Source organism: Streptococcus bovimastitidis (assembly GCF_001885095.1).
GTDB classification, from domain to species: Bacteria; Bacillota; Bacilli; order Lactobacillales; family Streptococcaceae; genus Streptococcus; species Streptococcus bovimastitidis.
In genome coordinates this window covers 593,989-609,902 of record NZ_LZDD01000001.1, presented here as the reverse complement: position 1 = coordinate 609,902, position 15,914 = coordinate 593,989, and the positions used below count along the sequence as shown (strand labels likewise).

The following is a 15,914-nucleotide window of genomic DNA, read 5'->3' as shown; positions in this document are numbered from 1 at the left end:
TGACCCAAATTATGCTTTCTTAATTTTTCTTTTTCATTTCGCCAGCAGGGAAGTAGCTACCTTCAGGCATATCGTTGATCATCACGTGGATGTTTTCTTTTGGGGCTTGGGCAATGCGTGAGACAAGTTCAGTAACTTCACGGGCCAATTCATTTTTTTGTTCTTGGCTACGGCCTTCAAATAAATCAATTGTAACAAATGGCATTTTCTTTTTTCTCCTTGTATTTTTCTATATTTTACCACTTTATTCATTAATTGCATAGAAAATTATATAAAAATATAAAAAAATATAAATTACTTACTATGCTCAAATCATTCGCTGACTAATAAAGGGCAATTACCATCGCAAAATAGGCATTTTTGTGGTAGAATAGTTTAGATAAAAAAAGAAGGTAGGAACCCCAGTTTGGCTCAATTATACTATAAATATGGGACGATGAATTCTGGAAAATCCATTGAAATTTTAAAAGTAGCACATAATTACGAAGAACAAAATAAACCGGTTGTTATTATGACAAGTGCCTTAGATACACGAGATGGTTTTGGTGTCGTGTCTAGTCGAATTGGTATGAAAAGAGAAGCAGTACCCATTTCAGATGATATGGATATTTTTGCTTATATTGACTCTTTGGATATCAGCCCCTATTGTGTTTTGATTGATGAATGTCAGTTTCTCAGTAAAAAGAATGTCTATGATCTAGCGCGTGTTGTTGATGAGCTACACGTTCCAGTTATGGCTTTTGGCTTGAAGAATGATTTCCAAAATCATTTATTTGAGGGCTCAGAGCAACTCTTACTACTAGCAGATAAAATCGATGAAATCAAAACTATTTGTCAATATTGTAGTAAAAAAGCCATTATGCAGTTACGGATGAAAGATGGCAGACCTATCTATGAAGGTGAACAAATTCAAATTGGTGGTAATGAAACTTACATTCCAGTATGTCGCAAACATTATTTTCATCCACCACTTGACCAAGATTAAGGAGAATCAAGCCTAGTATGAATATTTATGATCAGTTACAATCCCTTGAAGACCGCTATGAAGAATTAGGTGAATTACTCAGTGACCCAGATGTGGTTTCCGACACCAAGCGCTTCATGGAATTGTCAAAAGAAGAAGCCAATACCCGCGAAACAGTTGCCACTTACCGTCAGTATAAGGATATTATTCAGTCAATCGCTGACGCAGAGGAGATGATTAAAGATTCTGGCGGTGATGCTGAGATTGAAGAGATGGCTAAAGAGGAGCTGAAAGAATCAAAAACTGCTAAAGAAGAATACGAGGAAAAATTGAAGATTCTTCTCTTACCTAAAGATCCAAATGATGATAAAAATATTATCTTGGAAATTCGTGGAGCAGCTGGTGGTGATGAAGCCGCACTTTTTGCAGGAGACTTATTAGATATGTACCAACGTTTTGCTGAAAGCCAAGGCTGGCGCTTTGAAGTCATGGAGGCTTCTTACAATGGTGTTGGTGGTATCAAAGAGGTCGTAGCTATGGTATCAGGACAATCTGTCTATTCAAAATTAAAATATGAATCAGGCGCACACCGTGTCCAACGTGTTCCTGTAACTGAAAGTCAAGGTCGTGTCCATACCTCAACAGCGACAGTATTAGTCATGCCAGAAATCGAAGATGTAGAATATGAAATTGACCCTAAAGATTTACGGGTTGACATTTATCATGCATCCGGTGCTGGTGGACAGAACGTCAATAAAGTAGCAACTGCCGTACGGATGGTCCATCTTCCAACCAATATTAAAGTTGAAATGCAGGAAGAACGGACGCAACAAAAGAACCGTGATAAAGCTATGAAAATTATCCGAGCCCGTGTTGCTGACCACTTCGCCCAAATTGCCCAAGACGAGCAAGATGCCGAACGGAAATCAACAGTCGGAACAGGTGACCGTTCTGAACGGATTAGAACCTATAACTTCCCACAAAACCGTGTAACTGATCACCGCATCGGATTAACTCTGCAAAAATTGGATACTATTTTATCAGGTAAAATGGATGAAGTCGTTGATGCCTTGATTATGTATGACCAAACTCAGAAATTGGAAGCATTAAATAAATAATGAATTATGCCAGTCAACTAGCAGCCTACGAAGAAGCTTTAGTGAAAGTAGGTGAAGATGCCGAAAATATTTCTTATGTTTTTAGAGAATTAAAGGGGTGGGGTCTAATGGACTTCATCCAACATCAAAATAAAGAAGTGACTGAGACTGATCAAGCACTAATGCAAGACATCATGGACCAGTTACTTGCTGGTCGCTCACCGCAATACATTACCAGCAAAGCCTATTTTTGGGATTTGATTCTGACTGTCAATGAAGCTGTATTAATCCCACGGCCGGAAACAGAGGAACTGGTGGAATTAATCCTTGCGGAGAACCAGGCAGAAAAATTAAATGTTTTGGATATTGGAACTGGTAGCGGGGCTATAGCCATTGCCCTCAAAAAAGCCAGACCAAGTTGGACAGTAACAGCCTCAGACATTTCCCCAGAAGCCTTGAAAGTTGCCAAACAAAATGCCAAAGACAACAGGACAGAAATTGACTTTACCCAGTCTGATGTTTTTAGTTCCCTTTCAGGAAAGTTTGATATTATTGTCTCCAATCCCCCTTATATTGCTTATGAGGATAAGGAAGAAGTGGGTCGCAATGTTCTGATTTCAGAGCCACATTTAGCCCTTTTTGCTGAGGAGAATGGCCTAGCAATCTACCGAGCAATCCTTGAGCAAGCTAGTAATTACCTGACAGAAAATGGGAAAATCTACTTCGAAATAGGTTACAAACAGGGGCCAGACCTGTCACAACTGGTAGAATCCACCTTCCCAGACAGAAGGCTGCGCATTCTCAAAGATTATTATGGAAAGGATAGAATGGTGATTATCGATTATGGAAAGCTTTAAAGCCATCATTGAAGAAGGTGGTGCCTTAGTACTGCCAACAGAAACGGTTTACGGCCTTTTTGCCAAAGCCTTAGATGAGGAAGCTGTTAATCAGGTTTATGCTCTCAAGAAGAGACCTCGTGATAAGGCTATGAATTTAAATGTTGCTGATTATCAGTCTATTCTTGACTATTCCAAGGAACAACCGTCCTACCTAAAAGACTTATTTGATGCCTTTTTACCAGGTCCTTTAACTATTATTTTAAAGGCTAACGAACAAGTGCCAGCTTGGATTAATTCCGGCAAGGATACTGTAGGCTTTCGCTTACCCAACCACCCTATCACGGCTCAACTGATTCGTTTAACGGGTCCCCTGATTGGCCCGTCAGCAAATATTTCTGGTAATGAAAGTGGTCGCAACTACCAAGCCATTATGGACACCTTTGGCCAGCAGGTCACTGGATTCGAAGACGACCAGGCTCTCACCGGTCAGGATTCTACGATTATTGATTTATCTGGACCTAAAGCCAAAGTCCTCAGACAAGGGGCCATTACGGTTGCTGATATTCAAGACAAGGTTGCTGGTATTTCTTTTGAATAAGAAAGCCCCTTATAGATAAAGGAGATTTACAATGATTTTTGATAGAGATGATTTTCAAGCGTTTGACCAAGAACTTTGGGATGCTATTCATGCTGAAGAAGAAAGACAAGAACACAATATTGAATTGATTGCTTCCGAAAATGTGGTTTCTAAAGCTGTCATGAAGGCTCAAGGTTCTCTTTTAACCAATAAATATGCTGAAGGTTATCCAGGTAAACGTTACTACGGTGGAACTGAATGTGTTGATGTGGTTGAGAACTTGGCTATCGAACGTGCTAAGGAAATTTTTGGGGCTAAGTTTGCCAATGTTCAGGCCCACTCAGGAAGTCAAGCCAATGCAGCTGCCTATATGGCTTTGATTCAAGCTGGTGATACCGTCCTCGGCATGGATTTGGCAGCAGGAGGCCATTTAACCCATGGTTCTCCAGTTAATTTCTCAGGAAAAACTTACAACTTTGTTGGCTATTCAGTTGATCCAGAAACAGAAATGCTCGACTATGATGCTATTTTAGAACAAGCTAAAGAAGTCCAACCTAAACTTATCGTTGCGGGTGCTTCAGCCTATTCTCGCACGATCGATTTTGCCAAATTCCGTGAGATTGCCGACCAAGTTGGTGCTTACCTCATGGTTGATATGGCTCATATTGCGGGCTTGGTGGCGGCAGGCCTTCACCCAAGCCCAATCCCTTACGCAGATGTCACAACCTCTACAACGCATAAAACCTTGCGTGGGCCTCGCGGTGGCTTGATTTTAACTAATGATGAAGAATTGGCTAAAAAAATTAACTCAGCCATTTTCCCAGGCCTTCAAGGTGGTCCATTAGAACATGTCATTGCCGCAAAAGCAGTTTCTTTCAAAGAAGCCTTAGATCCTGCCTTTAAAGTCTATGCTCAAAATATTATTGACAATACCAAAGCTATGGCTGATGTCTTCGCCCAAGATGACAGATTCCGTCTGATTTCTGGTGGTACAGACAACCATGTCTTTCTAGTTGATGTGACCAAGGTTATTGAAAGTGGTAAATTAGCACAAAACCTCTTGGATGAGGTTAATATTACCCTTAACAAAAACTCAATCCCATTTGAAACTTTATCACCATTCAAAACCTCAGGTATCCGTATTGGTTGTGCAGCCATTACTAGCCGTGGCATGGGTGTTGATGAAAGTAAAGCCATTGCCAACTTAATTATTAAAGCTTTGGTTAACCATGACGATGCGGCTGTTCTTGACCAAGTTCGTCAAGAAGTGCGTGCCATCACTGACAGATTCCCATTATACGAAAAATAAACCATGTTAGATATTTATATACGTAAACTTTATATTCACCAATTTTCACCAAGTGACACTGAATTGTTACTTGGTGAAAATGAGGTGACCATTACCCCACGTCTTGATGAATACTTCAGAAAAAAACTGACTAAAGTTTTCTCGGAAGATGCAAAGCGGGGCCAATTCACTGCTGATAATGATTTTCTCAGCATGATTTCTGAAGATTACTTGGAAAGCAGCAAAGCCATTGCGCAAGCATGGAAGGAAGCTTTTGTCATTTCGGAAGATCAGAAGACCAATGATTTGGTCTTCCTTGCTTTTGAGAAGGATGGATTGCCTTTTTTTGCCTTTCTGCGCTTAACCTTGAAAGAGGCTTTTGCCCACACCAACAATAGTCAGGATAATCCTTTTAGTATTACCCAAAACAACCTCCCTAGTGCGGCTCAGGCACCGGATGAGGCTTTGGTCATCAACTTGGAAACCCATGATTACTATTTGATTGAAAAAAGGGTCAAACACAATGGTAGCTTTGCCAATTATTTCTCGGAAACCTTGCTTAAGGTGCAACCTCAGCAGTCCGTGAAAAAATCCATTAAAACGATTGAACAGACCGCGCAAAAGATTGCTGAGAACTTTAATCAGGATGATTTTGCTTTTCAATCTAAAATGAAGTCTGCCATTTCCAAAAATTTGGAAGAGGGGGACCATTTGTCGCCAGAACAACTGGCTGATCAATTATTCGATAATAATTTAACAGCTCGTTTAACCTTCGTCGACCAGGTCAAAGATGCTATTCCAGAACCCATTAAAATTTCCGATATTGACCATTCCCGTCAATTGAAGAAATTAGAAAGCCAAAAATTATCACTTTCTAATGGGATTGAATTAACAGTTCCTAATGCCGTCTATCAAGATGCTGATTCAGTAGAATTCATTATGAATGACGATGGAACTTATTCCATTCTAATCAAAAATATTGAGGATATAAAAAATAAATAAATGTTTAAATTTATCAAGCGTGTCGTTTTCTTTGTCTTTCTGATTTTTTGCCTTTTTCAGCTCTATATTACCCATCAGAACGTCAAAAACGTTATGCGCTATCAAGAGATGGTTGAGAAGACATTGGCAACCAATGACACCAAAGCCAATGTTGATTTAATCTTAGCCATGATTTATACCGAGACCAAAGGTGGCTCAGCTGATGTCATGCAGTCCAGTGAAAGTAGCAGTGGAACAGCTAACTCTATTACTGATAGTCAAGTTTCTATTCAGCATGGCATCAAGTTAGTGTCTAAGAATTTACAATTAGCTGAAGAAATGGGCGTTGATTCTTGGACAGCTATTCAGGCTTACAACTTTGGCACACCTTATATCAAATACGTGGCTCAAAATGGTGGTGAGAATACTATTGAATTAGCCAAAACTTATTCGCGGGAAGTAGTAGCACCTAGCTTAGGTAACACTACCGGTGAGTCCTATATTTATTATCATCCACTTGCCATCATTTCTGGTGGTCAACTCTATAAAAACGGTGGTAATTTTTACTATTCTCGCCAAGTGGCCTTTAACTTATATCTCATTAATTTCTTCTCGTTGTTTTAAAATGATTAAAATTTGTAACACTTCTGAAATTTTTTAGAAGTGTTTTTTATGCATTTGTAACATGTTCGGAAATTCACAATAATTTATAAAGATAATTCCTTAAAGTTTGAGAAATCACAAACATTTGATTTTTCAAGATCGCGTTAAATGCGATAGCTAGGAAAAAAGGCCGTACATTAGGCTTTTTAGACATTTTAATTTTTGTGATGTTATAAACAATCTGTGAGCAAATTCTTTGGAAGCGATTTTTTGCTGTGCTATAATAAAGACCTAAACAAAAATATTGTGAAAGAAGGAACAAAATATATATGTCTAAAATCGTTGTTGTTGGTACAAATCATGCTGGAACTGCAGCTATCAAAACCATGCTTTCTAATTATGGTTTAGAAAATGAGATTGTTACTTTTGATCAAAACTCTAACATTTCATTCCTAGGTTGTGGAATGGCTCTCTGGATTGGTGAACAAATCGACGGTCCTGAAGGACTCTTTTATTCGGACAAAGAAGAGTTAGAAGCAATGGGTGCAAAAGTCTATATGGAATCGCCAGTTTTATCCATTGACTATGATAAAAAGGAAGTTACAGCTCTTGTTGATGGTAAGGAACATGTTGAGTCTTATGACAAGTTAATTCTTGCTACCGGTTCTCAACCTATCATTCCCCCAATCGAGGGTGTCGAACTTGTTGAAGGGTCACGTGAGTTTAAAGCAACTTTAGAGAATTTACAATTTGTTAAACTTTACCAAAACTCTGCAGAGGTTATTGCGAAGCTAGAAAAACCAGGTATCAACCGTGTTGCCGTTGTTGGTGCGGGCTACATTGGTGTTGAGCTTGCGGAAGCTTTCCAACGTAAAGGAAAAGAAGTTATCCTTGTTGACATTGCCGACACATGTATGGGTGGCTACTACGATCGTGATTTCACTGATATGATGAGTAAAAATCTCGAAGAACATGGTATTCAATTAGCCTTTGGTCAGGCTGTTCAAGCTGTTGAGGGTAATGGTAAAGTTGAGCGCCTCATTACTGACAAAGACAGTTTTGATGTCGATATGGTTATCATGGCTGTCGGCTTTAAACCAAATACAGGTCTTGGTAATGGACGTCTTGATACTTTACCCAATGGTGCTTGGATTGTTGACAAAAAACAAGAAACTAGCATGAAAGATGTTTATGCTATCGGAGACTGCGCCACTATCTTTGATAATGCCCGTCAAGATGTTAACTACATCGCATTAGCCTCAAATGCTGTTCGTACTGGGATTGTAGCCGCACATAATGCATGTGGACATGAATTAGAAGGTGCCGGTGTACAAGGTTCTAATGGAATTTCCATTTACGGATTGAAGATGGTCTCAACCGGACTAACCCTTGAAAAAGCCAAAGCAGCCGGCTTCAATGCAGCAGAAACTGGCTTTAATGACCTTCAAAAACCTGAATTCATTAAAGACAATAACCATGAAGTAGCTATTAAAATTGTTTATGACAAAGATAGTCGTATTGTCCTAGGTTGTCAAATGGTTTCTTATGAAGATGTTTCAATGGGAATTCATATGTTCTCTCTAGCCATCCAAGAAAAAGTAACCATTGAGAAACTTTCACTAATGGATATCTTCTTCCTACCTCACTTTAATAAGCCATACAACTACATCACGATGGCTGCTTTAGGAGCAGAATAAGCTGTTTTTTAAGCTGATTCGTGTATAATAAAAAGTGCCCTCAATGAGTGGCACTTTTTAGGAGGAAAGATGAGAAAAGTAGTAGTAAACATTGCCATGAGTTTAGATGGATACATTGCACGCGAAGATGGCTCCTATGATTGGATTGAGGGACACGGGATAGATGCTTTTGACAGTGCTAAACAATTTGATAACCCAGCCTTTTTTGCTTCTTGCGATACCGTCATTATGGGTCGTAAGTCACTAGACGATTGTCCTTTAGAATTGATAGAAGGATATCAAGAGAAAAAGTTCTATGTGGCCACTAGACAAGAGCTTATTTCACCATATACCAATGTCTTTTTCACTAAGGAAATTGTTAGCACGCTTAAGCAATTGAAAGCAGAAGAAGGTGGGCCAATATGGATCTTTGGTGGTGCCGGACTAGTCCATACCTTGATCGAATCAGATTTGATAGACCATTACATAATTGGTATCATTCCAACCATCTTAGGAAAGGGTCGCCCTTTGTTTACAGCTAACAGCCAAGAACACAAATTACAACTGATAGAATCCACCGTCACAGATGGCATTGCCATGCTCAGATATGATCGACGAAAATAAGAAAGAGACCGTCAGGTCTCTTTCTTATTTTTAGGAATTTTTATTGGTTAACGTATTTAGTTTTTAGCTACAGAAGCGAATTCTTCTTTAGCAAATGCTGCGTCGATAATTTCTTTCAATTGTTTTGCAGAGGCTTGCATTTTTTGCAATTCAGCATCATTCAATGGAATATTTACCGGACGAACCACACCGAAGGCACCAACGATAGCAGGTTGTCCAATGTAGCAACCCGTTACTCCTTCATATTGGCCTTCTTGGAAGACTGAAAGTGGAAGAACAGCATTTTCATCATCAAGGATTGCTTTAGTGATACGAGCGAGAGCTACGGCGATACCATAGAAAGTCGCACCTTTTTTGTTGATGATTGAGTAAGCAGCATCACGAACTGAGATAAAGATGTCTAATAAGCCTTCTTCGTCAATGTCGCGGTTGTCTTGTAACCATTGTTCAAGTTTAACACCGGCAACGTTAGCATGTGACCAAACGGCAAATTCTGAATCTCCGTGTTCACCCATGATATAGGCATGGACTGAACGAGCATCAACGCCAATTTTATCTGAAAGGGCTTGACGGAAACGAGCTGAATCTAGAGAAGTACCTGAACCGATGACACGTTCTTTAGGGAAACCTGAGAATTTCCAAGTTGAATAAGTCAAGACATCAACTGGGTTAGCAGCAACTAAAAAGATACCGTTGAAGCCAGAAGCCACAATTTGTGAGACAACTTCTTTGTTGATACGTAGGTTTTTCTCAACAAGATCCAAACGTGTTTCACCAGGTTTTTGAGGAGCACCAGCTGTTAAAACGACAAGGTCAGCATCGTGACAGTCAGAGTATTCAGCAGCATAAATTTTCTTTGGAGAAGTGAAGGCAAGTGCGTGGCTTAAATCTTCCGCATCACCTTGAGTTTTTTCCTTGAAAATATCAATTATACCAAGCTCTTGTGCAATATTTTGAGTTACTAATGCAAATGCATAAGATGAACCCACGGCACCGTCGCCTACTAAGATAACTTTTTTGTGTTGTTTAGTTAAAGTCATGTCTAAACATCTCCTTATTTTTTTTGCGGGCTCCTTGCCCATACAATTCAATTTTAGCACTTTGTGAATAGTTTGTCACTCAAATCAGATAAAAAATGAAAATAGTTTTCTGACAGCGGTTCCACAGTGAAAAAATAAGGAATTTATGATATAATATATAAGAGTTTGACTAGAAAAGGAGCATTCCTTAAATGCAAGATAGAAATCTAATTGACGTTAATCTGACAAGTGAAATGAAAACTTCTTTCATTGACTATGCCATGAGCGTTATCGTTGCTCGGGCCTTGCCAGATGTTCGTGACGGTTTAAAACCAGTTCATCGTCGGATTCTGTACGGAATGAACGAATTAGGGGTTACCCCTGATAAACCCCATAAAAAATCAGCCCGTATCACCGGTGATGTTATGGGTAAATACCATCCTCATGGCGATTCGTCAATCTATGAAGCAATGGTACGGATGGCTCAATGGTGGTCATACCGCCACATGTTAGTTGACGGCCATGGGAACTTCGGTTCTATGGATGGTGATGGTGCCGCTGCCCAGCGTTACACCGAAGCCCGCATGAGTAAAATTGCTCTTGAATTATTAAGAGATATCAATAAAAATACCGTTGATTTCCAAGACAACTATGACGGAAGTGAGCGTGAGCCTTTAGTCTTACCTGCTCGTTTCCCTAATCTTTTGGTCAATGGTGCAACAGGGATTGCGGTCGGAATGGCGACCAATATTCCACCACATAACTTGGGCGAGTCCATTGACGCGGTCAAAATGGTTATGGAGAACCCGGATTGTACCACTCGAGAATTGATGGAAGTCATCCCAGGACCAGATTTTCCAACTGGAGCATTGGTTATGGGACGGTCTGGTATCCATAGAGCTTATGATACCGGAAAAGGATCAATTGTTCTTCGTTCGCGGACAGAAATTGAAGTCTATAATAAAGATCGTGAACGCATCGTCGTTACAGAATTCCCATATGGCGTTAATAAAACAAAAGTTCATGAACACATTGTTCGTTTAGCCCAAGAAAAAAGGATTGAAGGCATTACTGCGGTTCGTGATGAATCCAGTCGTGAAGGTGTTCGTTTTGTAATCGAAGTGCGTCGTGATGCTTCAGCCAACGTTATTCTTAACAACTTATTCAAATTAACTAGTCTTCAAACCAACTTTAGCTTTAACATGTTGGCTATTGAAAATGGCGTTCCTAAGATTTTAACCCTTAGACAAATCATTGATAACTATATTATTCACCAAAAAGAAGTTATCACCCGCCGGACTCAATTTGAAAAAGACAAGGCAGAAGCACGGGCTCATATTTTAGAGGGCTTGTTAATTGCTTTGGACCACTTAGACGAAGTCATTGCTATAATCCGTAATAGCCAAACTGACGTCATTGCCCAAGCAGAATTGATGACGCGTTTCAACCTATCAGAACGTCAAAGTCAAGCTATCCTTGATATGCGTCTGCGTCGTTTGACAGGTTTGGAAAGAGATAAAATCCAATCGGAATATGATGACTTAGTAGCATTGATTGCTGACTTAGCTGATATCCTTGCTAAACCAGAACGTGTTAAAGCCATCATCATTGAAGAAATGGATGAAATCAAACGTAAATATGCTGATCCTCGCCGAACAGAATTAATGGTTGGTGAAGTCCTATCACTTGAAGATGAAGACTTGATTGAAGTCGAAGATGTTTTGATTACCCTTTCCAACAAGGGCTATATTAAACGTTTGGCTCAAGATGAGTTCCGAGCTCAAAAACGTGGTGGACGTGGTGTTCAAGGTACAGGTGTTAATGATGATGATTTCGTTAAAGAACTTGTTTCAACAAGTACTCACGACACCTTATTATTCTTCACCAATAAAGGACGTGTTTACCGTCTAAAAGCTTATGAAATTCCAGAATATGGTCGGACAGCCAAAGGGCTTCCAATTGTCAACCTCTTAAAACTAGAGGAAGAAGAAACCATTCAAACCATCATCAATGCTCGTAAAGAAGATATTGAAAATAAATATTTCTTCTTCACAACTCGCCATGGTGTAGTTAAACGGACAAGCGCCTCAGAATTTGGCAATATCCGTCAGAACGGCTTACGTGCCTTAAACCTTAAAGAAGGCGATGAGTTGATTAATGTACTCTTAACAGATGGTTCAGAAGATATTATCATTGGTACCAAGTTCGGTTACTCTGTTCGCTTCCAGGAAGCTGTCGTTCGTAATATGGGTCGTTCAGCAACTGGTGTCAAAGGAGTTACCCTTCGTGATGGTGACTTAGTAGTGGGTGCTTCTCACATCACTGATCAACAAGAAGTATTGATTATTACTGAAAAAGGTTACGGTAAACGTACTGCAGCATCTGAATACCCAACTAAAGGCCGTGGTGGTAAAGGTATTAAAACAGCCAATATCACAGAGAAAAATGGCCCATTAGCAGGTTTAGTGACTGTTTCAGGAGATGAGGATATTATGATTATCACTAATAAAGGGGTAATCATCAGAACAAATATTGCTGATGTGTCCCAAACTGGGCGTTCAACAATGGGTGTTCGTGTCATGCGTCTTGATCAAGATTCTCAAATTGTTACTTTTGCATTGGTAGATCCTGAAGAGGAAGAGCCGACTCTAGCAGAGGAACAAGAAGTAGTCCAAGTAACAAATGCTGACCAAAGCGTTGCTTCAGAGCAATCAAATGAGGACTAAGAATGACAACAAAAAGAATTAAGAAAAAAGGGTCTTCAAGATTACGCAATCTATTAGCAGTAGTTTTATTGATTATTGGACTTGGACTCATGTTTAATAAAACGATTCGTAATACCATGATTGCCTGGAATTCAAACAAATATCAAGTGCAACATGTCTCTAAAAAGACCATTAAGAAAAACAAAGAAGCCAAAAGTTCTTTTGATTTCAAATCCGTAAAAGCTGTATCGACAGATACTGTATTACAAGCCCAAATGTCAGCACAAAAGCTCCCAGTAATAGGTGGAATTGCAATACCAGAAGTTAGTATTAACCTACCAATTTTTAAAGGTCTTGGAAATACAGAGTTAATCTATGGTGCAGGAACCATGAAAGAAGGCCAAGTCATGGGTGGTGACAATAACTACTCACTAGCTAGTCACCATATCTTTGGTATGGTTGGTTCTTCTCACATGCTCTTTTCTCCCCTAGATCGAGCAAAGGTTGGCATGAAAATTTATGTCACTGATAAAGAAAAAATTTATCAGTACGACATTGAATCAGTCCAAACTGTTACACCTGATCGGGTAGATGTCTTAAATGACACGCCAGGAAAAAAAGAAATCACACTGATTACTTGTACCGATGCAGAAGCAACCGCTCGTATCTGTGTTAAGGGTGTATTGAAAAAGGAAATGGCCTACAAAGGGGCTCCTGAGTCCGTTATGAAAGCCTTCAATCATTCCTATAACCAAGTAGCCATTGAATAAGAAATTAAAAGCTAGGACATCAGTCTTAGCTTTTAAATCTTTAACATACATTTGAAAATTAGAGGAGTTTAGATGAAATTAGAAGCTGTCCATCATGTGGCTATTATTGTGTCAGATTATGACAAGTCAAAAGACTTTTATGTTAATCAATTAGGTTTTGAGATAATCAGAGAAAACCACCGTCCTGAACGCCATGATTACAAATTAGATTTGCGCTGTGGTGCCATTGAATTGGAGATTTTTGGGAATACCCTTAAAGATCCTGACTATCAAGCTCCACCCAAACGTGTTGGACGACCAGAGTATGACCGAGAAGCTTGTGGACTCCGTCACCTGGCCTTTCGCGTCACCCATATTGAAGACTATATTGAGCAACTCAAAGCTAAACAGATACCGGTTGAGGAATTACGCTACGATGATTACACAGGCGAAAAAATGACCTTCTTTTTCGATCCTGATGGCCTGCCCTTAGAATTGCATGAATAAGCTAAAATCCATGACTCCTGTCATGGATTTGTTTTATTTGTCTTTGCCATGTAGCAGTTTTTTAACCCTAATTTAAGAAAGTGGTGCTATAATATGAGAACAGATTTAGATGGATCTGCTCAAAAAAGAAATAGAAATGTTTGAGGAAATAAAATGAAACTTAAGAAAAAAATGCTGGCTGCAGGTTTAGTCCTTGCTAGTAGTTTAATGGTATCAACAGCCTTCGCGGCTTCAAATGATGTTCAGGGTGTTATTGACGAAGCCTATGTTCAACCTGACTATGTTTTAGGCTATTCACTAGATCGAAGCCAACGTGAGCAAACCTTAAACCTGCTTAATTACAATAGTGGTAAGGATACAAAGGTTAAAACCCTGAATACAGCAGCCTATGCCAAAATCATGAACGTTGCTGATGATGCCAGCATCCAATTGTATTCATCAGTGAAAATTCAGAAGTTAGGAGCTAATGAAGTCCTAAAGGTATCCATTGTCACACCAGAAAACATTACCAAAGTTACACAGGATATGTACCGTAATGCGGCTGTCACCTTAGGGATTTCCAATGCTGATATTAGTATCGCCTCACCAATTAAGGTTACGGGGGAATCGGCCTTAGCTGGTATTTATTACTCCTTAGAAGAAAACGGGGCACAAGTTCCGCAAGAGAACAAAAACTTAGCTCAGGAAGAATTATCAACCCTATCAGACATCAATGCCCAAAACGCTGGTAAAGATGGCTACGATGCCGATAAACTTAATGTGGCCCTCACAGATATCAAAGCTGCAGTGGCCAAAGGTGGTAGTGATTTAACCAAAGAAGAAGTGCAAAAAATTGTTGACGATACCTTGAAAAACTATGGTTTGACAGATGCTATGTCTTCTGACCAAATCAATTTGATTGTTAACTTCGCCTTTAACTTATCAAATAGTGGGGTTATTTCAAATGCTAACTTTACAGATACCTTGAATTCCCTAAAAGATTCCATTGTTTCTAAGTCAGGATCAACCTTCAAAGACATCAACTTAAACTTTGATTCTGCCAAAGCCTTGGAAACAGGTAAAGGTATCTGGCAACAAATTATTGATTTCTTCCGGTCACTGATTGGCTAAGAATTAAAGATAGAATAGAAAGAGCAGGAAACTGCTCTTTTTTGTGTCTTTTAAATCATTCAAAGACTAGAATAATTTAAATTCAGACTTTTCATTGTCTGAATTTCTAAGTTGAAAAATTAAAATTAATTATTTTATCATTTTCTCATTTACCTATTGACAAAAAACTCTTTCAGCTATATACTTAACTGGTTATCTATTTATTAGGTAGACTTAACTTTTTGAAAGGAGCAACTGTGAATCTTAAACGTTTACGACTATTTTTTCTCGGTATATTAGTCTTTCCCTTGCTGATATGCCTATCAGCATGTCAGTCTAAATCAGACAAGCAAGCAGAAGGACTTCGTATTGTTACCTCATTTTACCCCATCTATGCCATGACTAAATATGTCTCAGGAGATTTAAATGACATTAAAATGATTCATTCTACTTCGGGTATTCATGGCTATGAACCATCAGCCAATGATGTGGCAGCCATCTACGATGCCGATGTCTTTTTCTATCATTCCCATACTTTAGAATCCTGGGCTGGGCAACTGGATGCTAGTGCTCACCACTCTAAGGTTCAAATAATGGAAACTTCTAAAGGTTTGCCTTTAGATAAGGTTCAAGGCTTAGAGGACATGGAAGTGGGCAAAGGGATTGATCCTGCTACCTTATATGATCCTCATACCTGGTCGGATCCCATTTTGGCAGCTCAGGAAGTACAAGATATTGCTGATAAACTCAGCAAATTGGATCCCAAAAATAAGGCTGTTTATCAAGAAAATGCTTCAAACTTCTCTCAAGAAGCGAGAGCAATTGCCGAAGGATACAAAGAAAAATTTAAGGGTATTAAAAAGAAAACCTTCGTCACTCAACATACAGCTTTCTCATACCTAGCTAAACGCTTCGGGCTGATTCAATTGGGTATTTCAGGTATTTCACCGGATCAAGAGCCGACTGCTCGTCAATTGAAAGAAATACGTGATTTTATCAAAACCTATAAAGTCAAAACGATTTTTGTTGAGAAGAATGTTTCACAGAAAATGGCTAAGACGGTGGCCAAATCAACGGGTGCTAAATTAAAAGAATTGAGTCCCTTAGAAGTAGATCCAGGGCACCAAAAGTCATATTTAGATTATATCTCTGAAAACCTAGAGATTTTATATCAGGAATTAAAGAAATAGGAGGAA

General features: G+C 39.2%; 15 protein-coding genes and 1 pseudogene. 14 read left to right on the top strand and 2 right to left on the bottom strand.

Annotation, left to right across the window (positions count from 1 at the left end; all coding sequences use genetic code 11):
- Positions 1-19: 19 nt before the first annotated feature.
- Positions 20-211 (bottom strand): annotated as a pseudogene (locus A9Q68_RS02950) (4-oxalocrotonate tautomerase); the annotation flags it as partial.
- Between the two features lie 195 nt (positions 212-406).
- Here A9Q68_RS02950 and A9Q68_RS02945 point away from each other — a divergent pair.
- The 9 genes from A9Q68_RS02945 (at position 407) to A9Q68_RS02905 (ending at position 8,649) form a co-directional block, all read left to right on the top strand.
- A complete protein-coding gene (locus A9Q68_RS02945; protein ID WP_071793192.1) occupies positions 407-985 on the top strand; it encodes a thymidine kinase in 579 nt (192 codons plus the stop codon).
- A gap of 17 nt (positions 986-1,002) precedes the next feature.
- Complete coding sequence (gene prfA / locus A9Q68_RS02940; protein ID WP_071793190.1) at positions 1,003-2,082, top strand: peptide chain release factor 1; 1,080 nt, start codon at positions 1,003-1,005, stop codon at positions 2,080-2,082.
- Positions 2,082-2,918 (top strand): peptide chain release factor N(5)-glutamine methyltransferase, encoded by an 837-nt coding sequence (prmC, locus tag A9Q68_RS02935; RefSeq protein WP_071793188.1) that lies wholly within the window; start codon positions 2,082-2,084, stop codon positions 2,916-2,918. The genes prfA and prmC overlap by 1 nt, the downstream gene beginning before the upstream one ends.
- A complete protein-coding gene (locus tag A9Q68_RS02930; protein WP_071793186.1) occupies positions 2,905-3,498 on the top strand; it encodes an L-threonylcarbamoyladenylate synthase in 594 nt (197 codons plus the stop codon). Before prmC ends, A9Q68_RS02930 begins: the two co-directional genes overlap by 14 nt.
- Before the next feature lie 31 nt (positions 3,499-3,529).
- Positions 3,530-4,786 (top strand): serine hydroxymethyltransferase, encoded by a 1,257-nt coding sequence (gene glyA, locus A9Q68_RS02925; protein WP_071793185.1) that lies wholly within the window; start codon positions 3,530-3,532, stop codon positions 4,784-4,786.
- Between the two features lie 3 nt (positions 4,787-4,789).
- Entirely contained in the window at positions 4,790-5,767 is a 978-nt protein-coding gene (locus A9Q68_RS02920) for a nucleoid-associated protein (RefSeq protein ID WP_071793183.1), read from the top strand.
- The gene (locus A9Q68_RS02915; RefSeq protein ID WP_071793181.1) at positions 5,768-6,370 is read left to right on the top strand and encodes a lysozyme family protein; all 603 of its coding nucleotides are present in this window, start codon (positions 5,768-5,770) and stop codon (positions 6,368-6,370) included.
- 308 nt (positions 6,371-6,678) lie between these two features.
- Positions 6,679-8,046: a H2O-forming NADH oxidase gene (nox, locus tag A9Q68_RS02910; RefSeq protein ID WP_071793179.1), complete on the top strand. Its 1,368-nt coding sequence runs from the start codon at positions 6,679-6,681 to the stop codon at positions 8,044-8,046.
- A gap of 69 nt (positions 8,047-8,115) precedes the next feature.
- A complete protein-coding gene (locus A9Q68_RS02905; protein WP_071793177.1) occupies positions 8,116-8,649 on the top strand; it encodes a dihydrofolate reductase family protein in 534 nt (177 codons plus the stop codon).
- A 56-nt stretch (positions 8,650-8,705) separates the two neighbouring features.
- On the opposite strand, the gene A9Q68_RS02900 is transcribed toward A9Q68_RS02905, so the two are convergent.
- Positions 8,706-9,689: an L-lactate dehydrogenase gene (locus A9Q68_RS02900; RefSeq protein WP_071793175.1), complete on the bottom strand. Its 984-nt coding sequence runs from the start codon at positions 9,687-9,689 to the stop codon at positions 8,706-8,708.
- A 191-nt stretch (positions 9,690-9,880) separates the two neighbouring features.
- Between A9Q68_RS02900 and gyrA the strand changes: the two genes are divergently transcribed.
- The 5 genes from gyrA (at position 9,881) to A9Q68_RS02875 (ending at position 15,908) form a co-directional block, all read left to right on the top strand.
- Positions 9,881-12,394 carry a DNA gyrase subunit A gene (gene gyrA, locus A9Q68_RS02895; RefSeq protein WP_071793173.1) on the top strand — a complete coding sequence of 838 codons (2,514 nt, stop codon included), beginning with the start codon at positions 9,881-9,883 and terminating at the stop codon, positions 12,392-12,394.
- 2 nt (positions 12,395-12,396) lie between these two features.
- The gene (locus A9Q68_RS02890; RefSeq protein ID WP_071793172.1) at positions 12,397-13,143 is read left to right on the top strand and encodes a class A sortase; all 747 of its coding nucleotides are present in this window, start codon (positions 12,397-12,399) and stop codon (positions 13,141-13,143) included.
- Positions 13,144-13,215: 72 nt separating this feature from the next.
- Positions 13,216-13,629, top strand: coding sequence for an SMU1112c/YaeR family gloxylase I-like metalloprotein (gloA2, locus tag A9Q68_RS02885; RefSeq protein ID WP_071793170.1), 414 nt, complete (start codon positions 13,216-13,218; stop codon positions 13,627-13,629).
- Between the two features lie 153 nt (positions 13,630-13,782).
- The gene (locus A9Q68_RS02880; protein ID WP_071793167.1) at positions 13,783-14,739 is read left to right on the top strand and encodes a DUF1002 domain-containing protein; all 957 of its coding nucleotides are present in this window, start codon (positions 13,783-13,785) and stop codon (positions 14,737-14,739) included.
- A gap of 272 nt (positions 14,740-15,011) precedes the next feature.
- Positions 15,012-15,908 (top strand): metal ABC transporter solute-binding protein, Zn/Mn family, encoded by an 897-nt coding sequence (locus A9Q68_RS02875; RefSeq protein ID WP_276204043.1) that lies wholly within the window; start codon positions 15,012-15,014, stop codon positions 15,906-15,908.
- Positions 15,909-15,914 lie beyond the last annotated feature (6 nt).

Bases quoted from the DNA above. Each gene is read 5' to 3' on its own strand.
- prfA (WP_071793190.1), top strand. From the start codon at position 1,003: ATGAATATTTATGATCAGTTACAATCCCTTGAAGACCGCTATGAAGAA.
- prmC (WP_071793188.1), top strand. From the start codon at position 2,082: ATGAATTATGCCAGTCAACTAGCAGCCTACGAAGAAGCTTTAGTGAAA.
- A9Q68_RS02930 (WP_071793186.1), top strand. From the start codon at position 2,905: ATGGAAAGCTTTAAAGCCATCATTGAAGAAGGTGGTGCCTTAGTACTG.
- glyA (WP_071793185.1), top strand. From the start codon at position 3,530: ATGATTTTTGATAGAGATGATTTTCAAGCGTTTGACCAAGAACTTTGG.
- A9Q68_RS02920 (WP_071793183.1), top strand. From the start codon at position 4,790: ATGTTAGATATTTATATACGTAAACTTTATATTCACCAATTTTCACCA.
- A9Q68_RS02915 (WP_071793181.1), top strand. From the start codon at position 5,768: ATGTTTAAATTTATCAAGCGTGTCGTTTTCTTTGTCTTTCTGATTTTT.
- nox (WP_071793179.1), top strand. From the start codon at position 6,679: ATGTCTAAAATCGTTGTTGTTGGTACAAATCATGCTGGAACTGCAGCT.
- A9Q68_RS02905 (WP_071793177.1), top strand. From the start codon at position 8,116: ATGAGAAAAGTAGTAGTAAACATTGCCATGAGTTTAGATGGATACATT.
- A9Q68_RS02900 (WP_071793175.1), bottom strand. From the start codon at position 9,689: ATGACTTTAACTAAACAACACAAAAAAGTTATCTTAGTAGGCGACGGT.
- gyrA (WP_071793173.1), top strand. From the start codon at position 9,881: ATGCAAGATAGAAATCTAATTGACGTTAATCTGACAAGTGAAATGAAA.
- A9Q68_RS02890 (WP_071793172.1), top strand. From the start codon at position 12,397: ATGACAACAAAAAGAATTAAGAAAAAAGGGTCTTCAAGATTACGCAAT.
- gloA2 (WP_071793170.1), top strand. From the start codon at position 13,216: ATGAAATTAGAAGCTGTCCATCATGTGGCTATTATTGTGTCAGATTAT.
- A9Q68_RS02880 (WP_071793167.1), top strand. From the start codon at position 13,783: ATGAAACTTAAGAAAAAAATGCTGGCTGCAGGTTTAGTCCTTGCTAGT.